Origin of the sequence: Vagococcus jeotgali (assembly GCF_035918315.1) — a bacterium.
GTDB classification, from domain to species: Bacteria; Bacillota; Bacilli; order Lactobacillales; family Vagococcaceae; genus Vagococcus; species Vagococcus jeotgali.
Genome location: NZ_CP142146.1, coordinates 331,316 through 353,028, shown reverse-complemented (window position 1 = coordinate 353,028; position 21,713 = coordinate 331,316). Strand labels below are relative to the sequence as shown.

18 protein-coding genes and 4 pseudogenes are annotated in these 21,713 nt (G+C 34.2%); 5 read left to right on the top strand and 17 right to left on the bottom strand.

What is annotated here, in order from left to right:
• The first annotated feature begins 67 nt into the window (after positions 1 to 67).
• A pseudogene (locus VSF34_RS01870) lies at positions 68 to 1,453 on the top strand (ISNCY family transposase).
• 195 nt (positions 1,454 to 1,648) lie between these two features.
• On the opposite strand, the gene VSF34_RS01865 reads toward VSF34_RS01870, so the two are convergent.
• From VSF34_RS01865 to dhaK, 7 genes are all read right to left on the bottom strand, one after another.
• Entirely contained in the window at positions 1,649 to 3,415 is a 1,767-nt protein-coding gene (locus VSF34_RS01865) for an ABC transporter ATP-binding protein (protein ID WP_326717416.1), read from the bottom strand.
• Entirely contained in the window at positions 3,416 to 4,024 is a 609-nt protein-coding gene (locus tag VSF34_RS01860) for a MarR family winged helix-turn-helix transcriptional regulator (protein WP_326717415.1), read from the bottom strand.
• A gap of 160 nt (positions 4,025 to 4,184) precedes the next feature.
• Positions 4,185 to 4,385 carry a cold-shock protein gene (locus tag VSF34_RS01855; RefSeq protein WP_326717414.1) on the bottom strand — a complete coding sequence of 67 codons (201 nt, stop codon included), beginning with the start codon at positions 4,383 to 4,385 and terminating at the stop codon, positions 4,185 to 4,187.
• 183 nt (positions 4,386 to 4,568) lie between these two features.
• Entirely contained in the window at positions 4,569 to 5,561 is a 993-nt protein-coding gene (locus VSF34_RS01850; protein ID WP_326717413.1) for a dihydroxyacetone kinase subunit DhaK, read from the bottom strand.
• Between the two features lie 170 nt (positions 5,562 to 5,731).
• Positions 5,732 to 6,100: a dihydroxyacetone kinase phosphoryl donor subunit DhaM gene (gene dhaM / locus VSF34_RS01845; RefSeq protein WP_326717412.1), complete on the bottom strand. Its 369-nt coding sequence runs from the start codon at positions 6,098 to 6,100 to the stop codon at positions 5,732 to 5,734.
• On the bottom strand, positions 6,097 to 6,678 hold the full coding sequence (gene dhaL / locus VSF34_RS01840; RefSeq protein WP_326717411.1) for a dihydroxyacetone kinase subunit DhaL: 582 nt from the start codon (positions 6,676 to 6,678) through the stop codon (positions 6,097 to 6,099). Before dhaL ends, dhaM begins: the two co-directional genes overlap by 4 nt.
• 13 nt (positions 6,679 to 6,691) lie before the next feature.
• The gene (dhaK, locus tag VSF34_RS01835) at positions 6,692 to 7,678 is read right to left on the bottom strand and encodes a dihydroxyacetone kinase subunit DhaK (protein WP_326717410.1); all 987 of its coding nucleotides are present in this window, start codon (positions 7,676 to 7,678) and stop codon (positions 6,692 to 6,694) included.
• A 161-nt stretch (positions 7,679 to 7,839) separates the two neighbouring features.
• Between dhaK and dhaS the strand changes: the two genes are divergently transcribed.
• Complete coding sequence (dhaS, locus tag VSF34_RS01830; protein WP_326717409.1) at positions 7,840 to 8,385, top strand: dihydroxyacetone kinase transcriptional activator DhaS; 546 nt, start codon at positions 7,840 to 7,842, stop codon at positions 8,383 to 8,385.
• A 21-nt stretch (positions 8,386 to 8,406) separates the two neighbouring features.
• Here the strand turns inward: dhaS and VSF34_RS01825 are convergent, their stop codons facing one another.
• The 7 genes and pseudogenes from VSF34_RS01825 to VSF34_RS01795 all read right to left on the bottom strand — a co-directional run.
• A complete protein-coding gene (locus VSF34_RS01825; protein ID WP_326717408.1) occupies positions 8,407 to 11,109 on the bottom strand; it encodes a YhgE/Pip domain-containing protein in 2,703 nt (900 codons plus the stop codon).
• Positions 11,110 to 11,117: 8 nt separating this feature from the next.
• The gene (locus VSF34_RS01820) at positions 11,118 to 11,648 is read right to left on the bottom strand and encodes an RrF2 family transcriptional regulator (protein ID WP_326717407.1); all 531 of its coding nucleotides are present in this window, start codon (positions 11,646 to 11,648) and stop codon (positions 11,118 to 11,120) included.
• 91 nt (positions 11,649 to 11,739) lie between these two features.
• Positions 11,740 to 13,893 (bottom strand): polyribonucleotide nucleotidyltransferase, encoded by a 2,154-nt coding sequence (gene pnp, locus VSF34_RS01815; RefSeq protein ID WP_326717406.1) that lies wholly within the window; start codon positions 13,891 to 13,893, stop codon positions 11,740 to 11,742.
• Positions 13,894 to 14,067: 174 nt separating this feature from the next.
• Positions 14,068 to 14,337, bottom strand: a complete 270-nt coding sequence (rpsO, locus tag VSF34_RS01810; RefSeq protein WP_326717405.1) for a 30S ribosomal protein S15 — start codon at positions 14,335 to 14,337, stop codon at positions 14,068 to 14,070.
• A 172-nt stretch (positions 14,338 to 14,509) separates the two neighbouring features.
• Positions 14,510 to 15,193: pseudogene (locus tag VSF34_RS01805) on the bottom strand (NADP(+)-dependent, decarboxylating phosphogluconate dehydrogenase); the annotation flags it as partial.
• 47 nt (positions 15,194 to 15,240) lie between these two features.
• Positions 15,241 to 16,410: an IS256 family transposase gene (locus VSF34_RS01800; protein WP_326716914.1), complete on the bottom strand. Its 1,170-nt coding sequence runs from the start codon at positions 16,408 to 16,410 to the stop codon at positions 15,241 to 15,243.
• Positions 16,411 to 16,508: 98 nt separating this feature from the next.
• Positions 16,509 to 17,224: pseudogene (locus VSF34_RS01795) on the bottom strand (NAD(P)-binding domain-containing protein); the annotation flags it as partial.
• A gap of 251 nt (positions 17,225 to 17,475) precedes the next feature.
• Between VSF34_RS01795 and def the strand changes: the two are divergent.
• Entirely contained in the window at positions 17,476 to 18,039 is a 564-nt protein-coding gene (gene def / locus VSF34_RS01790) for a peptide deformylase (RefSeq protein ID WP_326717404.1), read from the top strand.
• 56 nt (positions 18,040 to 18,095) lie between these two features.
• Here def and VSF34_RS01785 read toward each other — a convergent pair whose 3' ends face one another.
• The gene (locus VSF34_RS01785; protein WP_326717403.1) at positions 18,096 to 18,887 is read right to left on the bottom strand and encodes a formate/nitrite transporter family protein; all 792 of its coding nucleotides are present in this window, start codon (positions 18,885 to 18,887) and stop codon (positions 18,096 to 18,098) included.
• A 138-nt stretch (positions 18,888 to 19,025) separates the two neighbouring features.
• A complete protein-coding gene (locus VSF34_RS01780; RefSeq protein ID WP_326717402.1) occupies positions 19,026 to 19,157 on the bottom strand; it encodes a hypothetical protein in 132 nt (43 codons plus the stop codon).
• A gap of 175 nt (positions 19,158 to 19,332) precedes the next feature.
• Here VSF34_RS01780 and VSF34_RS01775 point away from each other — a divergent pair, with 175 nt between their 5' ends.
• On the top strand, positions 19,333 to 19,497 hold the full coding sequence (locus tag VSF34_RS01775) for a hypothetical protein (protein ID WP_326717401.1): 165 nt from the start codon (positions 19,333 to 19,335) through the stop codon (positions 19,495 to 19,497).
• Positions 19,498 to 19,675: 178 nt separating this feature from the next.
• The gene (locus VSF34_RS01770; RefSeq protein ID WP_326717400.1) at positions 19,676 to 20,191 is read left to right on the top strand and encodes a GNAT family N-acetyltransferase; all 516 of its coding nucleotides are present in this window, start codon (positions 19,676 to 19,678) and stop codon (positions 20,189 to 20,191) included.
• Between the two features lie 48 nt (positions 20,192 to 20,239).
• On the opposite strand, the pseudogene VSF34_RS01765 reads toward VSF34_RS01770, so the two are convergent.
• Positions 20,240 to 21,712 (bottom strand): annotated as a pseudogene (locus tag VSF34_RS01765) (ABC transporter ATP-binding protein); the annotation flags it as partial.
• Position 21,713: the final 1 nt, after the last annotated feature.

Below are 21,713 nucleotides of genomic sequence, written 5' to 3'. Positions count from 1 at the left end.
TAAGTAGGTCGAAAGACAAAATGTCCCAAAATGATAAAATAACTTTATGAAAAGGATAAATCTAACAATGAATGAAACCAAAAAGTATCAAGTTATTAAAGCTGTCGCTGAAAATAAAAAACAAAAAAAGAGAGCTAGTGTTGAACTTAATTTATCTATACGACAAATTAACCGTTTAGTGAAATCATACAGGGAAAATGGTAAATCAGCATTTGTCCATAAAAATCGAGGGAGAAAAAATAAGCACTCTGTGCCTGAAAAAGTAAAACAACAAATAATCACTAGTTATCAATCGTTTAGTATTAAACCAAATATTAGGCATTTTACTGAAATACTGAAAAACGACCATCATATCTGTTATACAGATACTACAATTAGAAGCATCCTGTACAAAGCAAAAATACTTTCACCAAAGGCTCAAAAAAAGACAAAAAGAAGACTCAAACAATTAATAAAGCAAGAAGGTCAATAAACCAAACAATCAGAGAACCTATTGGTTCCAAGAGCTGAAGACTACCTAGAACTCCCTGAAAAGACCCATCCTAGTCGACCTAGAAAAAAATACAAAGGAGAATTAATTCAATTAGATGCTAGTTCATATAATTGGTTTGGAAATCAAATAACTCATCTTCATTTAGCTATTGACGACGCATCAGGTAATATTGTTGGCGCTTATTTTGACCAACAGGAAACGCTCAATGGTTATTACCATGTTCTTCATCAAATTCTGACAAAACAAGGGATTCCTGCCACTTTTCTAACAGATAAACGAACCGTCTTTGAGTACAACAGAAAATCAACAAAAGCTGTAGAAGAAGATACGTTCACGCAGTTTGGGTTTGCTTGTCATCAATTAGGTATTGACATAAAAACATCCTCTATTCCTCAAGCGAAAGGTCGTGTAGAACGTTTAAATGGGACAGTGCAATCAAGATTGCCTGTTGATCTTGAGATAGCAAATATACATTCTATAGAGGAGGCTAATCAATTTCTATCTGTATGGATTCGAAAGTTTAATCGACAATTTGGTCACAAAACTGCAGAAAGTGTTTATGAAACTTCTCCTACAACAGCTGAAATTAATTTATTACTAGCTACTGTCTCTCATCGTATAGTCGATAATGGCCATCATATTAAGTATCAAAATAAATTTTATCTTCCAATGGAAGGTAGTAGCGACAAATATTTTACAAGAAAAACAAAAGCATTAATTATAAAAGCTTTTAACGGGGAGATTTATGTTAATATAGCAGAAAAAATTTATCCTACTAGACGATTAAAAACCCACGAGACCTATTCAAAAGAGTTTGATGGGGTTTCTTCAGATATAAAAAAAGAAAGACGCAAGTACATTCCACCACAGTCACATCCGTGGAAACTTGAGTCTTTCAAAAGGTATCTTCAAAGTATTGACCGTACTATCGAAGAATATGAGGCTGAAAAAACAGCCTGAAACAAAAAGTACCTTATTTTACCAATAATGGTCACATTAGTGCAAGTTTTACGCAGTAAAGATTGCGCTAATGTGAGCCCTCATTTTGGGACATTTTTATGTTCGATTGACACATATTTTTCATTATTTATTTCAAAGATAAAAAAACAGGAGATCAAAAGTCTTATTACAAGAGTAGACTTTAGCTCCTGAGATTTAATCTTGATTAAGTTTAAACTGCTCACTAACATACCTTGCGTACGTCTTATGCTCAGCTACTAAATTTTCGTGATTTCCACTACCTGTAATAGTACCTTTTTCAATAAAGTAAATCACATCACTATCTACAATCGTTGATAATCTATGTGCAATCACAAGCGTCGTTCTATTCTCCATTAAATTAGCAAGGGCTTTTTGAACCATCATCTCTGATTCGCTATCAAGACTTGCTGTTGCTTCATCTAACATCAATAACTTTGGATCTCTTAAAAAGGCTCTAGCAATCGCTAATCGTTGACGTTGACCTCCAGAAATTTTCACACCACGTTCACCAACTTCAGTATCTAACTGATTAGGCATCTCTTTTACAAAAACTTTAGCATAAGCCAGTTCCAACACTTGCCATAGTTTCTCATCTGAAAATTCACCTTCTAAACCAAAAATTAAATTATCACGAATAGTCCCTGACATAATAGAGCTATCTTGAGCAACATAGCCGATTTGACTACGGTAATCAAGTAAATTAATGTCTTTAATATTGGTGTTTCCAATCATAATCTCACCACTATCTGGCTCATAAAATCTTTCTATTAAACCAAAGAGAGTTGATTTTCCACCACCACTAGGACCAGCAAAAGCAATTACTTGATTGGGTTTTGCCTCAATAGAAATATTTTTTAGAATAGAATCACTGTCTTCATAAGAAAAATTAACATGATTCATTTTTAGTGTATCACCACTCAAATCGACATTAATACCAGATGTATAATCCTCAGATTCTTCATCTAAAATCCCTTGCACTCTTTCTGTAGAGCCAGATGCTTTAGCTAATTCACTAAATAATGTCGCAATGCTTGGTAAGGCTCCAATTAAATTAAACAAATACATTAAAAAACTTAGTAAAGTACCAATTTCCATTTCTCCCTTAGAAATACGATACATTCCATATGCAAGTAAACCAAAAATCATACTCATCATAATCATCATCATCATTGGTTGCATAATCGCATCAAAAATGGCTTCTTTTTTCCCAACACTAAATAAAGTATTGATTTCTTTTTGAGCTTTTTTTTCTGTTTGTTTTTCAGCATTTGATGTTTTAACTAATCTAATTTCACTAAAAGTCTCACTGGCAACACCATTAAATCCAGCTAAAGAATCTTGTCTTAAACGTCCTACTTTTGAACCAAATTTAAAAATAGGAATCATAATAATCACAACAATTGGTACAACTACCAACATAGCAACACTCATTCTCCAGTCCATACGAAACATCATATAAACTGATCCTATCACTAAAATTAAACTAGATAGAGTCTGAGGAAAAACAGTGGCTAATAAGTGTTTCACTTGTGCAGTATCATTAACTAAGCGACTTGAAGTCTCTCCTGCTTTTACTGTATCATAATAACTAACTTTTAAAGTAAGCAATTTATTCCATAGCATATTTCTTAATTTTTTAATCACATCTTCACCAAAGACACCTAAGATTGTACCTCCAATAGCTGATACTATTGCTGATAAAACAAATAAGATAACTACCTTAATCAATAAAGATTGATTAATCCCAGTTGCAAAGCCATCAACAAGAGTTGCAGCAAGTTTTGGTACATATACTTGTATACCTGATGACACCATAAGTAGTAGCATTCCTATGACTAATAGTAAATATTTAGGTTTTGTTTTTTGGATTAATTGTAAAAAAGCTTTTAGAGAAAAAGATTTCTCACTGCCCTCCACTCTGTAACCTCCACGTTCTTCCATTTACTTGCCCCTTTTCCATCCACCAAATCCTTTAGGACCTCTATTATCACGATCCATATGATGATGTTTTCTCATATCAAAATCTACCCCGTCCATCATTTGCCCTCTTGCTCTACCAAAACGAGAAGACATTTGTTCAAAATGTTGCCATCTCTCATCATTAGAGAAAAAATCACTCATTTCTTTGGTCAACTTCTCATTTGATAAATTATCTATTAACATACTTAAATAACAATCTAATTTTTCTAAATCTTCCTCACTAAATCCTTTAAATAATTCATCATATAAGCTGTCAGAAAAATCTTTTTTATCTTCTAACACTTGACTACCTTTTTCTGTTATTTCAACAAGCGTGACTCTAGCATCTTCTTTTGACTTCACTCGTTTAGCAGTTCCTGCTTCCTCTAATTTTTTTATAATCTGTGTGACACTAGAAGGCTTCACGTCTAAAAATTCTGAAATCATCCCTGCGGTTACTTGTTCTTTATTAGCTAAAAATTTCAAGGTTTTAAATGTATTATCTTGTTTACTTTCCATCTGATGAGTAAACATTAAAAACGGTTGACGTGATAGCAGTGCTAATTGATTTAAAATATGTGTTTCGTACATGTTTATTTCCTCTTTTCTATTTATTTAGTTTATTTCTCTTCTAACAAAACAAATAATACCACTTTATAGTTAGTTAGTTAGCACTTAAACTAACTATTTAAAAACAAAATAAAAAAACACTACTAAGAAAATTCCTAGTAGTGTTTGACTTTAGTTAGAATTAAGCTTTTTCGATGTTAACTGCTTGAAGTCCACGTTGTCCTTCTTCAATTTCAAAAGTAACTTCTTGACCTTCTTCTAAAGTTTTGAATCCGTCACCTTGGATTGCTGAGAAATGTGCGAACACATCTTCACCGTCTTCTTGAGTGATGAAACCGAAACCTTTTTCTGCGTTAAACCATTTTACTGTTCCTTGAGCCATTTGTATTTCCTCCTTATTAGTGCGTAACTTCGTACGCTTTATAGTGCAATAGATGTTGACGCTTAATAGGAGAAATCTACATAGAACTTTAATTTTCCTAAAACGTATCAAATATACTACAATAGATACTATATCATAAAATAATAAGAACTGCAAATAAATATGACATATTTTCTCATATAATTAACGCCATGCAAAAGCATCGGTATCAGCTTGTAAATAATCCAGCCAATATTCTTCCTTTAAACTTAATAAACTAAGGGATACCCCCTTCATGTCTGTTGACGTCATAAATTCACCACAAAGCTGAAAAGCCGATTCTTTTTGTTGGAGTTTAAGCAACCTATCCACATCATTAGCAAAAATATATTGCTCCATCAATGTACTTGATCCTGTACCATTGACTAATACAGCAAACCTATCATCATCTTGGTACTGATTCAACAATTTATTAATCAATTCATTTGCTAAGTGCTCAGATGAATAAAACACCTCTTCACGATACCCTTGTTCTCCGTGAATACCAATACCAAAAGAGACTACATGCTGATTCATATTAAATAAAGGTTCATTAGTTTCCATATCTGTACCACTGGAAAAAGCGACACCTAATGTATTTAATGATGAAACAACTTCCTTACCTAGTTTAACTAATTCTTCAAGATTTCTTCCTTCTTTAGCGGCTTGACCTAATATCTTATGAACAAAGACACTACCTGCTACACCACGTCGTCTTGGGGAGTACTCCCCTCTATCACTTACAACTGAACAATCATCATCTACAATTACATGATCAACTTTATAACCAAGTAATTTAGCTTGTTTTTGAGCTTCTAAAAAATTTGTTCTATCTGCCTCAAAATTTTTAATAATTAATAACGTACCACACCCTTGATCTGCTAATTGAATAGCTTCTAAAATTTCTTTAGCACTTGGTGGTGTAAAAACTGGACCACTAATTGTCCCATCTAACATACCATTACCTATATACCCAAAATGAGCAGGTTCATGACCACTACCACCACCACTAATTAAAGCGACTTTATTTTTCACCAATTTTTTTTTAAGAACTATTCCTGTTTTAGGTATCCTTGTTAAACGATCTTTATATATATAAGTCACACCATTTAAAACTTGTGACACTATGTCTTTTTGTTTATTGATCATACGTGTCATACTATACTCTCCTCTAATTCTTAGTAAAATAACCTATTAACTACTTAACCCTAGCTAGATTACCTTTAGACTAAAAATAAGGGCTGTTTGTATTATCAGCCCTTATGATAGATAGGAGTTAAACGTTTTCTCCTATAAAAAAAAACAATTTTCGATTCACTTTAATTTTATTATTTTACTACTAAGGGTGCTAGTTGTTCTTCAATCGCTTCCTTATCAGCACCTGCTTGAATAAGAGCTGCAGCTGTATAGGCACTCTCAACTAACGCTGTGTCATATAGATAAACCTCTTTATCTGACATCTCCATTACCATCTCTAAATTCATCTTTGCACTACCTAAATCATAAAAAGCTAATATAACATCTGCTTCATTCTCAGCGAATGCTCCCATTATCTTCTCAAAACTCGTCCCTACACCGTTGTCTTCTAGACCACCAGCCACTGTAACCGGCACATCTTTAGCCACCTCATCAATCAAACGCTGCACACCCACAACAATTTCTGATACGTGAGATACCATCACAATACCTAGACTCATGACACAACACCTGCCTCAATCATTGTTTCAAATAAGTAAGCACTAGAGACTGCTCCTGGGTCAAGGTGACCAATAGAGCGATCTCCTAAATAAGAAGCTCGTCCTTTTGTCGCTTTTATATTTTTTGTCGCTTCTGCAATCGTTTCAATTTTTTCAATCGATAAATCTCCAGCTTTTAAAGCATCAATAACAGGACCCCATATGTCTAGCATAGTTTTCTCACCAACGCTACTTTTTCCACGCTTTTCAATCTCAGCCATACCGCCTTCTAAGATAACAACTATATCATCTGAATTTTTGGCAACTTTTGCCATACCAAGAAAAGCTGAACCATACAAAGGACCAGATGCTCCGCCCACTTTACTAATCAAAGTCATCGCAGCTAATTTAAAAATATCTGCTGGCGTCTCTGGATTTTTAGCTAGAAGAGCTGCCATCATCTCTGTTGTACCTCGGGCCATATTAGCACCATGATCCCCGTCCCCAATAGCACTATCTAAATCACTTAGGTACACCTTATTTTCTACCACTTTATCAGTAAATAATTGTAACCACTTCATCACATTTTCAGTATTCATATCTGTTCTCCTTCTACCAAGCTATTGTATTCACACTTGCTTTTAATGCTTCCTCATACTCTTTATTTAAACGTATCATTGTTAGTGACAGACCTGCCATATCAATCGCTGTCATAATATCCCCAACTTTTTTGAAATCAATGACTAATCCTTCTGATTCAAGGATTTCTTTTACATCATTTGTAAAGATAAATTGCTCCATTAAAGGTGTGGCACCTAAACCGTTAACCATTATGCCAAAATGCTCACCTTTTTCCCACTTAAATTCTTTTTTAAGACGACCCACAATTTCTTTAGCTAACTCTTTAGATGGTTGTAATTTTTCTTTGCGGTAGCCTGGTTCTCCGTGAATCCCAACTCCAAATTCAATTTCATCTTCTTCTAAGACAAAACCAGGGTGACCTACAGCAGGTGTTGTAGCGCCTGTTAAAGCAACCCCTAAAGTTTTAATATTTGGTACTAAAGCATCAGCTAAAGCTTTGATCTCTTCAAGTGATTGACCTTTTTCTGCTGCATGACCTAAAATTTTATGTACCAGGATTGTACCAGCTACACCTCGTCGTCCTGCAGTATAGGTACTATCTTCTACAGCAATATCATCATCAACAATAACCATCTCAACTGGAATATCTTCCATTTCTGCTAAATCTTTTGCCATTTCAAAATTCATCACATCACCTGAGTAATTTTTAATGACTAAAAATACACCTTTACCTGAATCTGCTGCTTTAATTCCCTCAAGAACTTGATCTGGTGTTGGAGAGGTAAATACTTCACCACACACTGCAGCACTCAACATACCTCGCCCAACAAAACCTGCGTGGGATGGCTCATGACCACTTCCCCCACCACTTACAAGCCCAACTTTTCCATCTTCTTTGTCTACTTTAACTACTACATCAGTCTCTGGAACACGCTCCACAATATCAGCATAAGCAAAACTTAATCCATCTAACATGTCATTTAGTACATCTTCTGGTTGATTGATTACTTTTTTCATTTTGTTCCCTCCAATTTTTGTCTATTTATATTATATAATGAAAATACTTCCATTATAATGGACACTTCCTCTAATGTGTCCGCTTACAAAAATGGTGTATCTGTTGTCTTTTCTTCTCTTCCTTGATATTCTAAATAAAAGAGATAACTAAGGAGGTTATTATGGTAACAACAGGCTCATTAATCACTAAAAAAATCATCGCCTACTCCTTAAAAGACCTATTAAAAGATACCCCTTATGACAAAATTTCAATTAAACATATTATGGATCATGCCGATTATAGAAGACAAACCTTTTATGACCATTTCACTGACAAACAAGATTTACTAACTTGGATATACCAACAAGAACTACAAGAAGTAGTGGAACATTTTATAAATTATGAATCATGGGAGCAGATTTTCCACCGCCTGCTAGCTCATTTTGAAAAACAAGCTAACTTTTACCAAAAAACAATGAACAATGATAACGTCTTTAGTACTGTAGTAACCAAACAACTCAATCACTTTATTTTATACATCATTCAAGACCAAACGCACCCACATCAGGCTCAGGTTAAAGAAGATGCACTTTTCTTTGCTTATGGTATCACTCACATGACAAAAGACTGGTTATCTACACCTAAGCACGCCAACTCAGAAACATTAGCCACCTTATTTATCAGACAATTAAACCAATTAAAAAAAAGACAAGAAGGTATCTCTTAACTTACCTTCTTGTCTTTTGTATTAGTGAAGGATACGTCCTTCTTTTAAATTCTCATCTACTTTTTTAAATAATCTCTCAGCACGTGGATATAAGACATAGCCTACGATGAAAAATCCGATAGTCACACACACTAAAATCACAATTTCTTTCCAAGCAGTTGGCCAGTAAACCCCGCCCACAGACTCTCTAAGCAAATCAACGGCATGAGTAAATGGAATATAAGGATTAACCCATCTAAAGAATGGCCCTGACATCTCAATTGGGAAATTACCACCCCCAGCTGAAATGGAAAGCACAAGAATAATAATCGCTATCCCTTTACCTAGATTATCAAATAAAGCGACTAAAACATAAACCATTACCATGAAGGTTTGACCTATTAATAGAGCAAACAATACATTTAAAACCGGATTTTTTGTGTACGTTCCTAGTAAAAATTGATTCCCTAAAACCACAATTAGCGTTTGGAAGAATCCTACAACTAAAAAAGTACCCATTCTAGCTAGAAACTGTTGACGTTTAGAATATTTACCTTTTTGATCTTCTTCAAAATAAAATTTCGTAGACGCAATACTTGAGAATAATACAGCTCCTACCCATAAACAAAGCGCAGTATAAAATGGTGTGCTTGCTGAACCATAATTTGGTACAGGGTAGACATCAATTTGTTTTAGCTTAATCGGGCTAGAGATAAAGTCACTCTCAGCATTCACATCACGTTTTAAAAACTTGATCACATCCTCCAAGTCAACTGTCTCTTCACCCTTACGAATAGCATCTGAGGCTTTATGAATCCCATCTTTAATATTTGGCCAATCTTCCTTAATCATGGTTTCAGCAGCATCTAGCGCTTCATCTAACAATGGCATTTTATCATTGACTTTCCCCATGGTTTCTTTAATATCATCTTCAATTCCTGGTAAGTCTGATTTGATAAAATCAGTAGCTCGACCCATCTTATCTTGTACTTTAGGAAAATCATTTCTAAAGAAGCTAGCTCCATCATTAATTCCACCAATAATCAAATCCATATTACTATTTAACAATGTATTTGCTGCATGAACTTCCTCTTGAATAGCAGGCATTTCTTGTTGGTATTCTTTTAAAAATTGGATTGCTTCATTAATCGTTACTGTTGTATTTTTCAGTAATTGATCTAATGTACTCATCGTGCCATCAGCGATAATTGTTCCTGTGATATTTTTAGCAGAATTTAGCATGTCCTGAATATCACTAATCGTGTGACTCACAGAATTTTCAATTTCTTGCGGGTCAACATTCATCACAATCTCACCTAACTCACGACTCACCTCTTCAAGACGGGCTTGTAATTGACCTGGGGCTGCTGCGTAAGCTGGCCAGTTAGCTAATATGTCCTCTACTTGAGATTTCACTTGTAAGACTTGAGTTTTCATATACTCTAGACTCTGGATTGGCCCAGACATATCAGGTCCATTAGGTAAGTTAGCTATATCAGTTAGTGTTTGAATTAGCGTATCAATCATCTGTACTTGAGAAGCAAGTTGCGCATCTAATTTGACTAATTGATCTTGAACGTGAGCTGCTTGTTCTTCTGTATTTATCGAAGCAATATCAGCAGCAAGTCTAGCTGATGCTTTCGAGAGTGTATCTAATACTTTTAGACCTTCAATTAAACCTGCTGTAATTTGAGGTAAGGCATCTGAAACATCACTAATTTGTTGTTGTAACTCTGGGATCATATGATCTGTTGTATTGATTAGCTGAGTCACATCAGGTAACACTTCCTGTGCTGTTTGAATAACTTCAAGACCTTGAGTCGCCTCTGTGACTGCATCATCCATCATCTTAACAATTCTACCCATGTCTTGATCTGCTTTATTTAACTGAGCCCCTGCATTTTTAATATTTGGAATATTACCTTGTACGTCATAAACCACTTGACCATATTGTGCAATTTCTGGTAATCTCCCATTTAAATCAACCACTTTATCTGTCATTTTATTTAGTTCAGGGAAGTAATCAACAAACTCATTAGCCAAGTTTAGCTTATCTTTGTATTCAGGCATTTTTTTCTTTAGCTCTAAAACATCTTTTGTATAATCATCAATCACATCTAAATTATCATCAACCAATAGTAATTTACTTGTTACTTTTCTAATCGATGGCAGATTAGCATCTAAATTAAAACCTACTTCATTAAAGACTTCTAAAAGAGTCTTACTTGCAGTTTCAACAAACTCTGTCGTTATAGTCTCTTGCAGAGTACTAGCCCCTTTATCAGAAATTTTTGGTGCAATGGCATTGATTTTCTGATTGACTTGATAATCGATTTCAGGATACTTAATTTTACCATCCACAAAACTTAATAAATTATCAGAAAAATTAGAGGGAATATATATCCCGGCATAATAGTCCCCACTTTTAACCTTTTTATCTAATTCTTCTTTAGAAGTCACAAATTGCCAACCTAATGTGTCATTATTTTTTAAATTATCAACTAAATCATGACCAATGTTGATTTCTTTACCTTGCAGTTTCACTGTCTTATCGTCTGAATAGACCCCTATTTTGATATCTCCCGTATTTGAATAAGGATCCCACAATGCGGCAATATTAAACCAAGCATATAAAGATGGTATAACCATCAAAGCTAAAATAAGCAAAAAAGTCAGCTTATTTTTATAAATTCTTTTCCAGTCTAGGGCAAATAGCTCTAGAACTTTTTTTATACGTTTTTTCATCCTTAGCGTCACTCACCTTCTAAATAGTCATTCCAATTTCTTTTTGGAATCTCACCATATACTTGAAAGACATTAATCAAAACATCCTTAATACAAACACTTTCTAATTCTTCTGACCAATAATCATCAGCTCGATGAAAATAATCAGCTATTAGTTTATCACCATTTTGTGCAATCTCTGTAAAGTCACTAAACGCTCTCTCTAACACTCCAGAATGAGGAAAAGAATGAAAAGGTCCTTCGATTGCTTCTACAATATCTAACAATGTAATCTGAGATAAATCTTTTTTAATATAAAACCCACCACTTTTGCCAGATACACCTTCAATCACTTCTGCTACGACTAATTTTCTAAGTAATTTACTCATATAAGAAGACGAAACAGATAGTTTTTGATAAATGGCAACAGAAGACAAAGGAATAGCTTCTTCTTGAGTAGATAACATTGCCATGACAGCCAAAGCTTGTTCTGTTGCATTTGTCAATTTCACATTAGTCACCTCTTTAACTTTCAAAAAGTCATTATAGACTTTTTTCATCCATAATACAACCATTTTTTCATATCTTACAAGTAATTTACAAACCAATAAGAAAGACCAACCTTCATGATAAAGGCTGGTCTAAAACATATTATTTAGTTTCTTCTGTTTCTTTTTTATCTTCTACTGCTTTTTCTTCTTTTGGTTTTTCAATTAATGCTTTACGTGATGCATTAACACGACCTTGACGATCGATTTCAGTGATTTTAACATCAATTTCATCACCTAAGCTGACTACATCTTCCACTTTATTCACACGGTCATGTGAAATTTGAGAAATATGTACTAAGGCATCTTTACCTTTAAATAGGTTAACAAAAGCACCAAATTTTTCAATACGAACAACTTTAGCAGTGTAAACTTGGCCTACTTCAGCTTCTCTAACTAAGTCACTGATGATCTCAATCGCACGATCAATTTTTTCTTTATCAGAATGGGCAATACTAACATTACCTTCTTGATCAATATCAATTTTAACATCAGTTTCTTCGATAATCTTGTTGATAGTCTCCCCACCCTTACCAATCACGTCTTTGATTTTCTCAGGTTTAATTTGAATCATTTCAATTTTCGGAGCGTATTTACTTAATTCTGCTCTAGGCTCAGAAATAGTTGACGTTAATTCATCTAATAATTCCATACGAGCTTTTTTAGCTTGTGTTAGAGCTTCTGTTAAAATCGCTTCAGTAATACCTTCGATTTTAATGTCCATTTGAAGAGCTGTGATACCATCTTTTGTACCAGCTACTTTAAAGTCCATATCACCTAGGTGGTCTTCCATACCTTGGATATCTGTTAAGATAGTATAATCTTCCTCGTCCATCACAAGACCCATAGCAATCCCTGCAACAGGTGATTTAATCGGAACACCAGCATCCATTAAGGCTAAGATACCTGCACAAATACTTGCTTGAGAAGAAGATCCATTTGATTCTAACACCTCAGATACCACACGAATTGTGTACGGGAATTCTGATTCATCAGGAATGACTTGAGCCATAGCACGCTCACCTAAAGCACCGTGACCAATTTCACGACGTCCTGGCCCTCTTGTAGGTCCTGTTGAGCCTACAGAGTATTGTGGGAAGTTATAGTGGTGAATAAACCTCTTACTATCTTCCACGCCAAGACCATCAATAATTTGATGCTCCCCAAGTGGTGCTAGAGTACAAACTGATAATGCTTGTGTTTGTCCACGAGTAAATAATCCAGAACCGTGAACGCGAGGCAAGATCGCTACTTCTGAGGCAAGTGGTCTAATTTCATCGATTTGTCGACCATCTGGGCGAACTTTAGCAACTGTGATTAGACGACGTACTTCATTTTTTTCCATGTCTTCTAAAATTTGACGTACTTCTTTCATCATTTTAGCTGCGTCGTCACTATTAATTGATTTTTTTTCATATAAAGTTGTGATTTCTTCTTTTAAAGCTGAAATATTATCCTCACGAGCTAATTTTTCTTCTGTTTGAATCGCTTCAATCATACGGGCTTTGTAAGCATCGTTGATTTCTTTTTCTAAATCAGCATCAACTTTTAATAGCTCAACTTCCATTTTCTCTTTACCAATTTCCTTGGCAATCATTTCTTGGAATTCAACTAAACGTTTGATTTCAGCATGACCAAATAAAAGAGCTCCTAACATATCTTCTTCTGATACTTCTTTAGCACCACTTTCTACCATGTTAATCGCATCTTTTGTACCAGCAACTGTTAGTTCAATATCTGTTAATTCTGCTTGTTCAACAGTTGGGTTAATGATGTACTCACCATGAATGCGTCCTACTTCAACACCTGCAATAGGTCCGTTAAAAGGAACATCTGATACACATAAAGCAAGAGAAGAACCAAGCATTGCTGCCATATCTGGTGGACAGTCTTGATCCACACTCATCACTGTATTAGTAATTTGAACTTCATTACGGAATCCTTCAGCGAACATTGGACGTAGTGGACGGTCAATTAACCGGGCTGTTAGTGTCGCTTTCTCACTTGGACGACCTTCACGCTTGATAAATCCACCTGGTACTTTACCAACGGCATACATTTTTTCCTCATAATTGACTGTTAATGGGAAAAAGTCTACATCTTTGGCTTGTTTTGAAGCCACAGCTGCTGATAAAACAACAGTATCTCCGTATCTTACTAAAACAGCACCATTAGCTTGTTTTGCTAGTTGACCAATCTCAACTGATAGTGGGCGTCCGCCCCAAGTTGTCTCGAATACATGTTTTTCACTTTGCATGATTTGTTTCTCCTTTAATATAACCGAGGTAGCTCTACTACTAAACAAATATCAATTTTCTACATGAAAAAACTCATATTTGCATAGTAGACAACAGGGTTACTCCCGGTTTTTTTTAAAAGAAAAGTGAGATCCCTCGACCTCACTTATCCTCTTATTTTCAAAATAAACAGATTAACGACGTAATCCTAGACGTTGAATTAATTCACGGTAGCTTTGAACATCTGTCTTACGTAAGTAAGCTAATAAATTACGACGGTGTCCAATTTTTTTCATTAATCCACGGTATGAATGGTGGTCTTTTTTATGCATTTGAGCATGCTCATTAAGTGCATTAATCTCAGCTGTTAATACTGCGATTTGTACTTCTGAAGAACCTGTATCCCCTTCATGACGTGCGTATTCTTTGATGATTTCGTTTTTACGTTCTTTTGTAATTGCCATGTGTTTCACCTCTTCTTTTTATTTGCCTAAATCTTAGTAAACCGTTGGTGATTCGGTAAACCCAGAAATAGGTCGTATGACTTTGTCACACATGTTGTACTTTACATGATTTCAAGTGTAAAAGCAAGAATTAAAATGAGATTTTAATAGATAACTGACTATTTTTCACACTTTAGTTCTTGCTGTTATACCAGTCATAATGAAACATACCTTCTCTGTCTTTTCTCTGATAAGTATGTGCCCCGAAGTAATCTCTTTGAGCCTGAATAATATTTGCTGGTAAATCTTCACTTCGATATGAATCGTAATAAGCAATCGCTGAAGAAAACGTTGGTATAGCCACACCTGAATTTACTCCTAGACAGACAACTTCTCTAACTGACTCTTGATAATTCGAAGTAATTGTCAAAAAATACTCATCTAACATTAAATTTTTCAGAGATGATTTTTTGTTAAAAGCCTCCGTAATTTTTTGTAAAAACTGAGCCCTAATAATACAGCCACCACGGAAAATCTTAGCAATATTACCATAGTTTAACTCCCAACCATACTCTTCACTAGCCATTTTCATTTGAGCAAAACCTTGAGCATAACTCATGATTTTACTAAAATATAAAGCTTGTCTGATGGATTCTATTATTTGTGTTTTATCTCCCTCAAACACTTCAAATTTAGGTTCAGGAATTAAACGACTTGCAAGCTTGCGCTCATCTTTTAATGTAGAGATAAATCTAGCAAAGACTGCTTCTGTTACAAGAGGTAGTGGTGTGCCTAAATCAAGAGCATTTTGACTCGTCCACTTTCCAGTCCCTTTGTTTCCTGCGACATCTAAAATCACATCAACTATAGGTTGGTTGCGTCAAGAATTATGTGTAAATGGAAAATCCATTCCATTATTTTAAGTTAAAACATTGATTCTAATGTATCTTGAATTTCCTTAAATCCTTTATGCACTCTACCTAAAAACTTTTGGTTATATTCATTGAACTGAGAAACAAGGAATCTCTCCAGAGATTCTTCATTAGGAAATTGTTCTTTTCTCTTTGTATATTTTTTTAACTGTTTATTGAATCCCTCAATCAAGTTAGTTGAGTAGATAGTTCTTCTGATTGATGGCGGGAAGTTATAGAAAGTTAATATAGCAGGATTCATGAGTAACTTCACAACTCGTGGATACTGCTTTTTCCATTTTTCTGTCATAAAAGTTACTTGTTCAATTGCTTCCTCTTTTGAAAGAGCTTGATAGACAGTTTTAAAATCATCACAGATTTCTTTTCTATCCTTAACACGAACTTTATGAGCAATATTTCTAGAGACATGAACACAACATTGTTGAAATTGAGCATTTGGATAGACACTATGGATGCTATCGTGAATACCGTTTAAACCATCAGTTACAACTAATAAAACCTCTTCTAAACCACGGTCTTTTAGGTCTTGAAGTATCTCTTTCCAAATGTAGGCAGATTCAGTTGGAGCAATAGTAAATCCTAGAACTTCTTTGGTTCCATCTAACCGGATACCAATTACTATGTAAATAGCTTCTTTTGCTACGGTTTTCCTTTTTACTGGAATATGAGTAGCATCCATAAAAATAACTGAGTATTTAGCCTCTAAAGTTCTTTCTTTAAAAGCTAAAACATCTTCAGATACAATTTTACTTATGTTTGAAATAGTTTGTGGCGTGTAATAATGACCATACATCTTTTCAATTAAATCAGAGATTTCAGACATCGTTATTCCTTTTTGAAATAGCTGAATAATAGTCGTTTCTAAAGAGTCATTGGTTCTTTTATAAGCAGGTAATGTTTGTTGAGAAAACTCACCATTCCTATCTCTAGGGATTACTAAATTTAGTTCTCCATACTCCGTTTTAAATGAACGTGAATAATTCCCATTTCGGGAATTACCTGAATTAAATCCAGATCTATCATATTTTTCATAGTCAAGAAATGCTGTCAGTTCAGCTTTTAATAATGAATTAATAGCTAGCTCTAGATGATGGCGAAACAAATCATCCAAATCACCTTTATTGATTAGTGTTTCCATAATTTCTGTAGTAAAATTATTCATGAGAAAGTCCTCCTATAAAATTTTTGTGTGGTAACTTTAATTTTACAGAATGGACTTTCTTTTTTTCTACCCTAAATTTCTATTTACACAAAATATTTTACGCTATCTATAGGTTTGTCAGTTTCTAAATCATCTTTTCTTGTTAATATATCAGAAGTTATCTCCATTAAATAACTATTTAACTCGCCCTTGTTCCACTCTCTAAAAATATCAGCGACTTCCTTCACTGAAAGATGTAGTACTTTAGTCAACCAGTCATATGCTTCAGCAATCAACTGCATGTCCCCGTACTCGATTCCATTGTGTACCATCTTGACATAATGACCAGCACCGTCTTCTCCAACATACGTCACACAAGGTGTATCATCACTTGCTTTTGCTGCAATGCTTTCAAAGATTGGTTGAATCAACTCATAAGCTTCTTTTTGTCCTCCAGGCATAAGAGAAGGCCCGTTTAACGCACCTTCTTCACCACCTGACACACCAGTTCCAATAAAATGAATACCTTTTTCAGCTAATCTATCACTTCTAGTTAGTGTATCTTGAAAATATGTGTTACCTCCATCAATTAATATATCCCTTGGCTCCAAATAAGGCGTCAAGCAATCAATCACCTTATCTGTTACTTCTCCAGCTGTGACCATCATCATAATACACCTTTTAGCTTTTTTTGTGATTGATGAACTATAAATTTTTCTGTTTCCTCATTAAAATGGCTATAAACAGAAACACGGTATCCCTTATTTTCCATATTCAAGGCTAGGTTTCTCCCCATAACACCTAAACCTACCATTCCAACGTCTTGCTTTAACATCCCAAAATTCCCCCTAATTTATCAATGCCCTTGACACATAGCCTAGGCTTACAGTGATTTATCATAGCATAAGTTATTTGATAAAAACATGCTAAAATCCAATATTAATAATGTTTTTTTTACCTTTATTATTTTTTTGACTATTTAATTTAATAATCATTTAGTGACAATCTCTATGTATTTATCTTATGTATCTTTTATGCTAAAATAGTTGGAATAAAGAAACAGTTTCGAAAGGATGACCACATATAATGATTAAAATGGAAGATATTATTCGTGAAGGACACCCTACTTTACGACTTGTTGCTGAGGAAGTTCCCTTTCCACTAAGTGAAGAGGACTTAGCCTTAGGTGAGAAAATGCAAGAGTTTTTAAAAAACAGCCAAGATCCTGAAATGGCTGAAAAATACGGATTACGCGGTGGAGTTGGGATTGCCGCTCCTCAGTTAGACGCCTCAAAACGTATGATTGCCATTGAGGTCCCTAGTTTAGATGAAGATAGTGATGTGCCACATATTAGTACCGTCATGTATAACCCAAAAATTATTTCTCACTCCGTACAGCAAGCTTGTATCGAAGAAGGGGAAGGCTGTTTATCTGTTGATCGCCATGTACCTGGTTACGTGATTAGACATGCTCGTATAACCATTACTTACCAAGATAAAAACGGTGAGACACAAAAAATGCGCTTAAAAGGTTATGATGCTATTGTGATTCAGCATGAGATCGATCATTTAAACGGGATTATGTTTTATGATCATATTAATAAAGAAAACCCTCTGTACGCACCAGATGGTTTACAATTATTAAGCTGAAAATAAGTAAAAAACGAGGGAGACTAGCGTCTCCCTCGTTTTTTATAACTTCATTATTAATCTAAATACTCAAGTGATTCATCGTTATTTAACCAAGCATAAGTTAAACCAACAACTAATCCCCCACCTACAAAGTTCCCTAAGAAGGCCAAGATGATATTTTGTGTTAAAGCACCCATTGTCATTCCTGCAATAGCACCACCTGTTGAAAAGTAAGCTAGTGGGAAGTAAACAAAATTGGCGATAACATGCTCAAAACCTAAAAAAGTAAAAATGAAAATCACCAAAATCACACCAACAATTTTACCGATATCTTCTTTGATTCGCATCGACATTAACACAGCTAAGTTAACAATGATATTAGCAAACATCGCTTCAATAAAAGTTTGTACAGCACCTTTTTCAAATTTCCCTTCAACAATGTGAGTTAAAAAATTATCAGGCCCTAGATTACTAAACGCTCCTGTTAATGTTAATAGGTAAGCTACCAAAATAGCCCCAATGATATTAAACAACACACAAACCATTAAAATCTTAAAAGCACGAGAAGCTGATAATTTCTTACGATAAGTTGCCACTGTCATATACATCATGTTTGACGTACCAAGTTCTGCATTTAAAAATATAATTAAAACAAGTCCTAAACCAAATGCAAAAGCATACATCAACTTTCCTGGAGCTCCGTCAAATTTCAAACCTAAAGTAATCGCAATCGCTGATCCTAGTGCTAAATACAAAGTAGCTAAAATGGAACGTACTGCATACCTCTTAAAATCTTTTTGAATCAATTCATTTTTTTTCTCAATTGAGGCATCAATTTTTGCCATCAATTCTGAGTGTTGTGCCATAACACATCTTCATCCTCTCTTACTTATCCTTATTCATTAATGAACTCGTCCGTTTCACACTATGTTACTATATCTGAAAATATTCTTGAAAGCTACAATAATTTTCAATTATTCTAAAAAAATGAAATTTATTCACTGTCAATCGAACAGAAAAATGTCCCAAAATGAGGGCTCACATTTAGATAAATTAAGTTCAATACTAGCTCTCTTTTTTTGTTTTTTATTTTCAGCGACAGCTTTAATAACTTGATACTTTTTGGTTTCATTCATTGTTAGATTTATCCTTTTCATAAAGTTATTTTATCATTTTGGGACATTTTGTCTTTCGACCTACTTAGGACATTATCACTTTCGAATGATAGAAACAGCTACTCCTTAAAAATTTTCCTTTTCTTTATAGGTAGAATACGCTATTCTATTGGTATATGAAAAAGAGGTGTTATCTTTGGAAATAACATATCAATCTAGTAAAGATTTACTTGATCAAGACTTACGTTCTTTGTATCTCTCAGTAGGTTGGACATCATACACGGATGACTTTGATGATTTATCTAGATTGATAACACAAAGTGAACTTGTTATTAGTGCCTGGGACGGGGATTGGTACTAAACTACTTCTTCATGTCTTAAAAAAAATCTACCCATATTAGGCAATGTCTATTAATCACTGATGGACAAAAAGATAACCAACCAATCATTGTTTGGTATAAAAAACAACATATGACAGAGTTTAAGGATTTAGATCTTGTGGGACTCTATCACAATAAAAAGGAGATTACCGACTCGCTATGAAACAATTTAACCATGAAAACTTTCCATCAATTCATATTCAATTATTAGATGGAGCAAATACTGAGCAGATAGAGGCATTTAAACAATTACTAATCAACACGAATGACTATTTTACTGCTTATACAGATCACACACCTTCAACAGCAGAAGCTAAGAAATTTTTCACTTCTCTACCTACTAATACCTCTGCTTCTCAAAAATACATGTATGGTATTTTTGATGACAAGAAATTAATAGGGTTTATTGATTGGATTGAAGACACACCTGAAAAAGGAACTGGTATCATTGGTGAATTTGTCTTGGAAAAAGAATACCGTGGAACAGATCTAGCTAATCAACTCTATAAAGCTTTAGAAAAAACAGTTAGTGATACAGGTACAGATACTATTGAGTTATTATGTCCAGTACCAAATACTGTAGCCAGATACTTCTTTGAAAAAGAAGATTTTATGACTAAAGAGGTCACTAAAACAGATACTTATGAACAAATTTTGTTTGTAAAACATATTTAACAATAAAAAACTCAGCCAAAATCGGCTGAGTTTTTTATTGTTATGAGACTAAGACATAGAATCAAATTGCGCCTTATGTAACATAGCATAATGACCATCTTGTCTAAGCAAGTCTTCATGAGTTCCTACTTCTTTAATCTGACCTCTATCAATCACAAAAATGGAAGAACAATGCTTTATAGTCGACAAACGGTGTGCAATAATAAATGATGTCCTATTGCGTAATAATTGATTAATACCTGCTTGAAGTAATTCTTCAGTTTGTGTATCGATATTTGACGTGGCTTCATCTAATATTAGGATTTTTGGATCAGCTAATAACACTCTAGCAAATGAAATTAATTGACGCTGTCCAGATGATAATGTACTCCCACGCTCTTCGACTACTGTATCATAGCCCTTTGGTAACTTTTCAATGAAGTCATGAGCTCTAACAATTTTACTAGCTTCAATAATTTCCTCACGAGTAGCATCTAATTTCCCATAACCAATATTTTCTAAAATAGTACCTGAAAAAATAAACGGATCTTGTAACATCACGCCGACTTGGCTTCTTAAAGAATTAATCGTGACATCACGAATGTCATAACCATCAATGTTAACAGCCCCACTACTAACATCATAAAATCGGTTAATAAGATTCACAATTGTAGTTTTACCTGATCCTGTAGGCCCAACTAAGGCAATACTCTCACCAGGTGACACATGAAAAGTCACATCATCTAAAATATTAGGACCATCTTTTTCATAACGAAAATAAACATGATCAAAATCTACCTCACCTTTGACTGGTGGTAAAACAATAGCACCCTTTTTATCTTGAATATCTGGTACTTCATCTAATGTTTCAAAAATACGCTCTAGATAAGCTGTCGCTGTGACTAATTGATTATAAAAGTTACCAATATTAATAACTGGGTTCCAAAAATTAGAAATATAAGCCATAAAAGCAACTAAAGTCCCAACACTTACTTCAATTCCGATTTGTTTGATCCCCGCATAATATAGTAGACAGGTAGTTAAAATTGAAATTAACTCCACTGCTGGCCATAATAATCTCACAATATAAACAGCCTTCATCCATGACTTTTTATATTGGCCAGATAAATCTTCTAATACCTCTTGCTTTTGATATTCCTGAGTGAAAGATTGCGTCACCTTTACTCCAGCAATACTTTCATGAGTGTAGGCTGTTAGGTTTGATTGCTTATTACTTAATTCCTGATAAGCTTTTTTTTGTAGCTTTTGAATGCCCCATGTCACTAATCCTAGCACCGGTAAGAGAATTAAACTATACAGTGCTAGCTTTGCATTAATTAAAAACATCACACATAAAGTAATGAGCATATTAACGATATCAAAGAAAAAATTGTTTAAACTATTACTTAATAAATCACTTAAGCTATTAATATAATTCACTACTCGAATTAAAATCTTACCATGAGGTCTACTATCATAATAAGAAAAAGATAATGTTTGTAAATGTGAAAAAATATCTAAACGCATATCTTTTAAAATATCG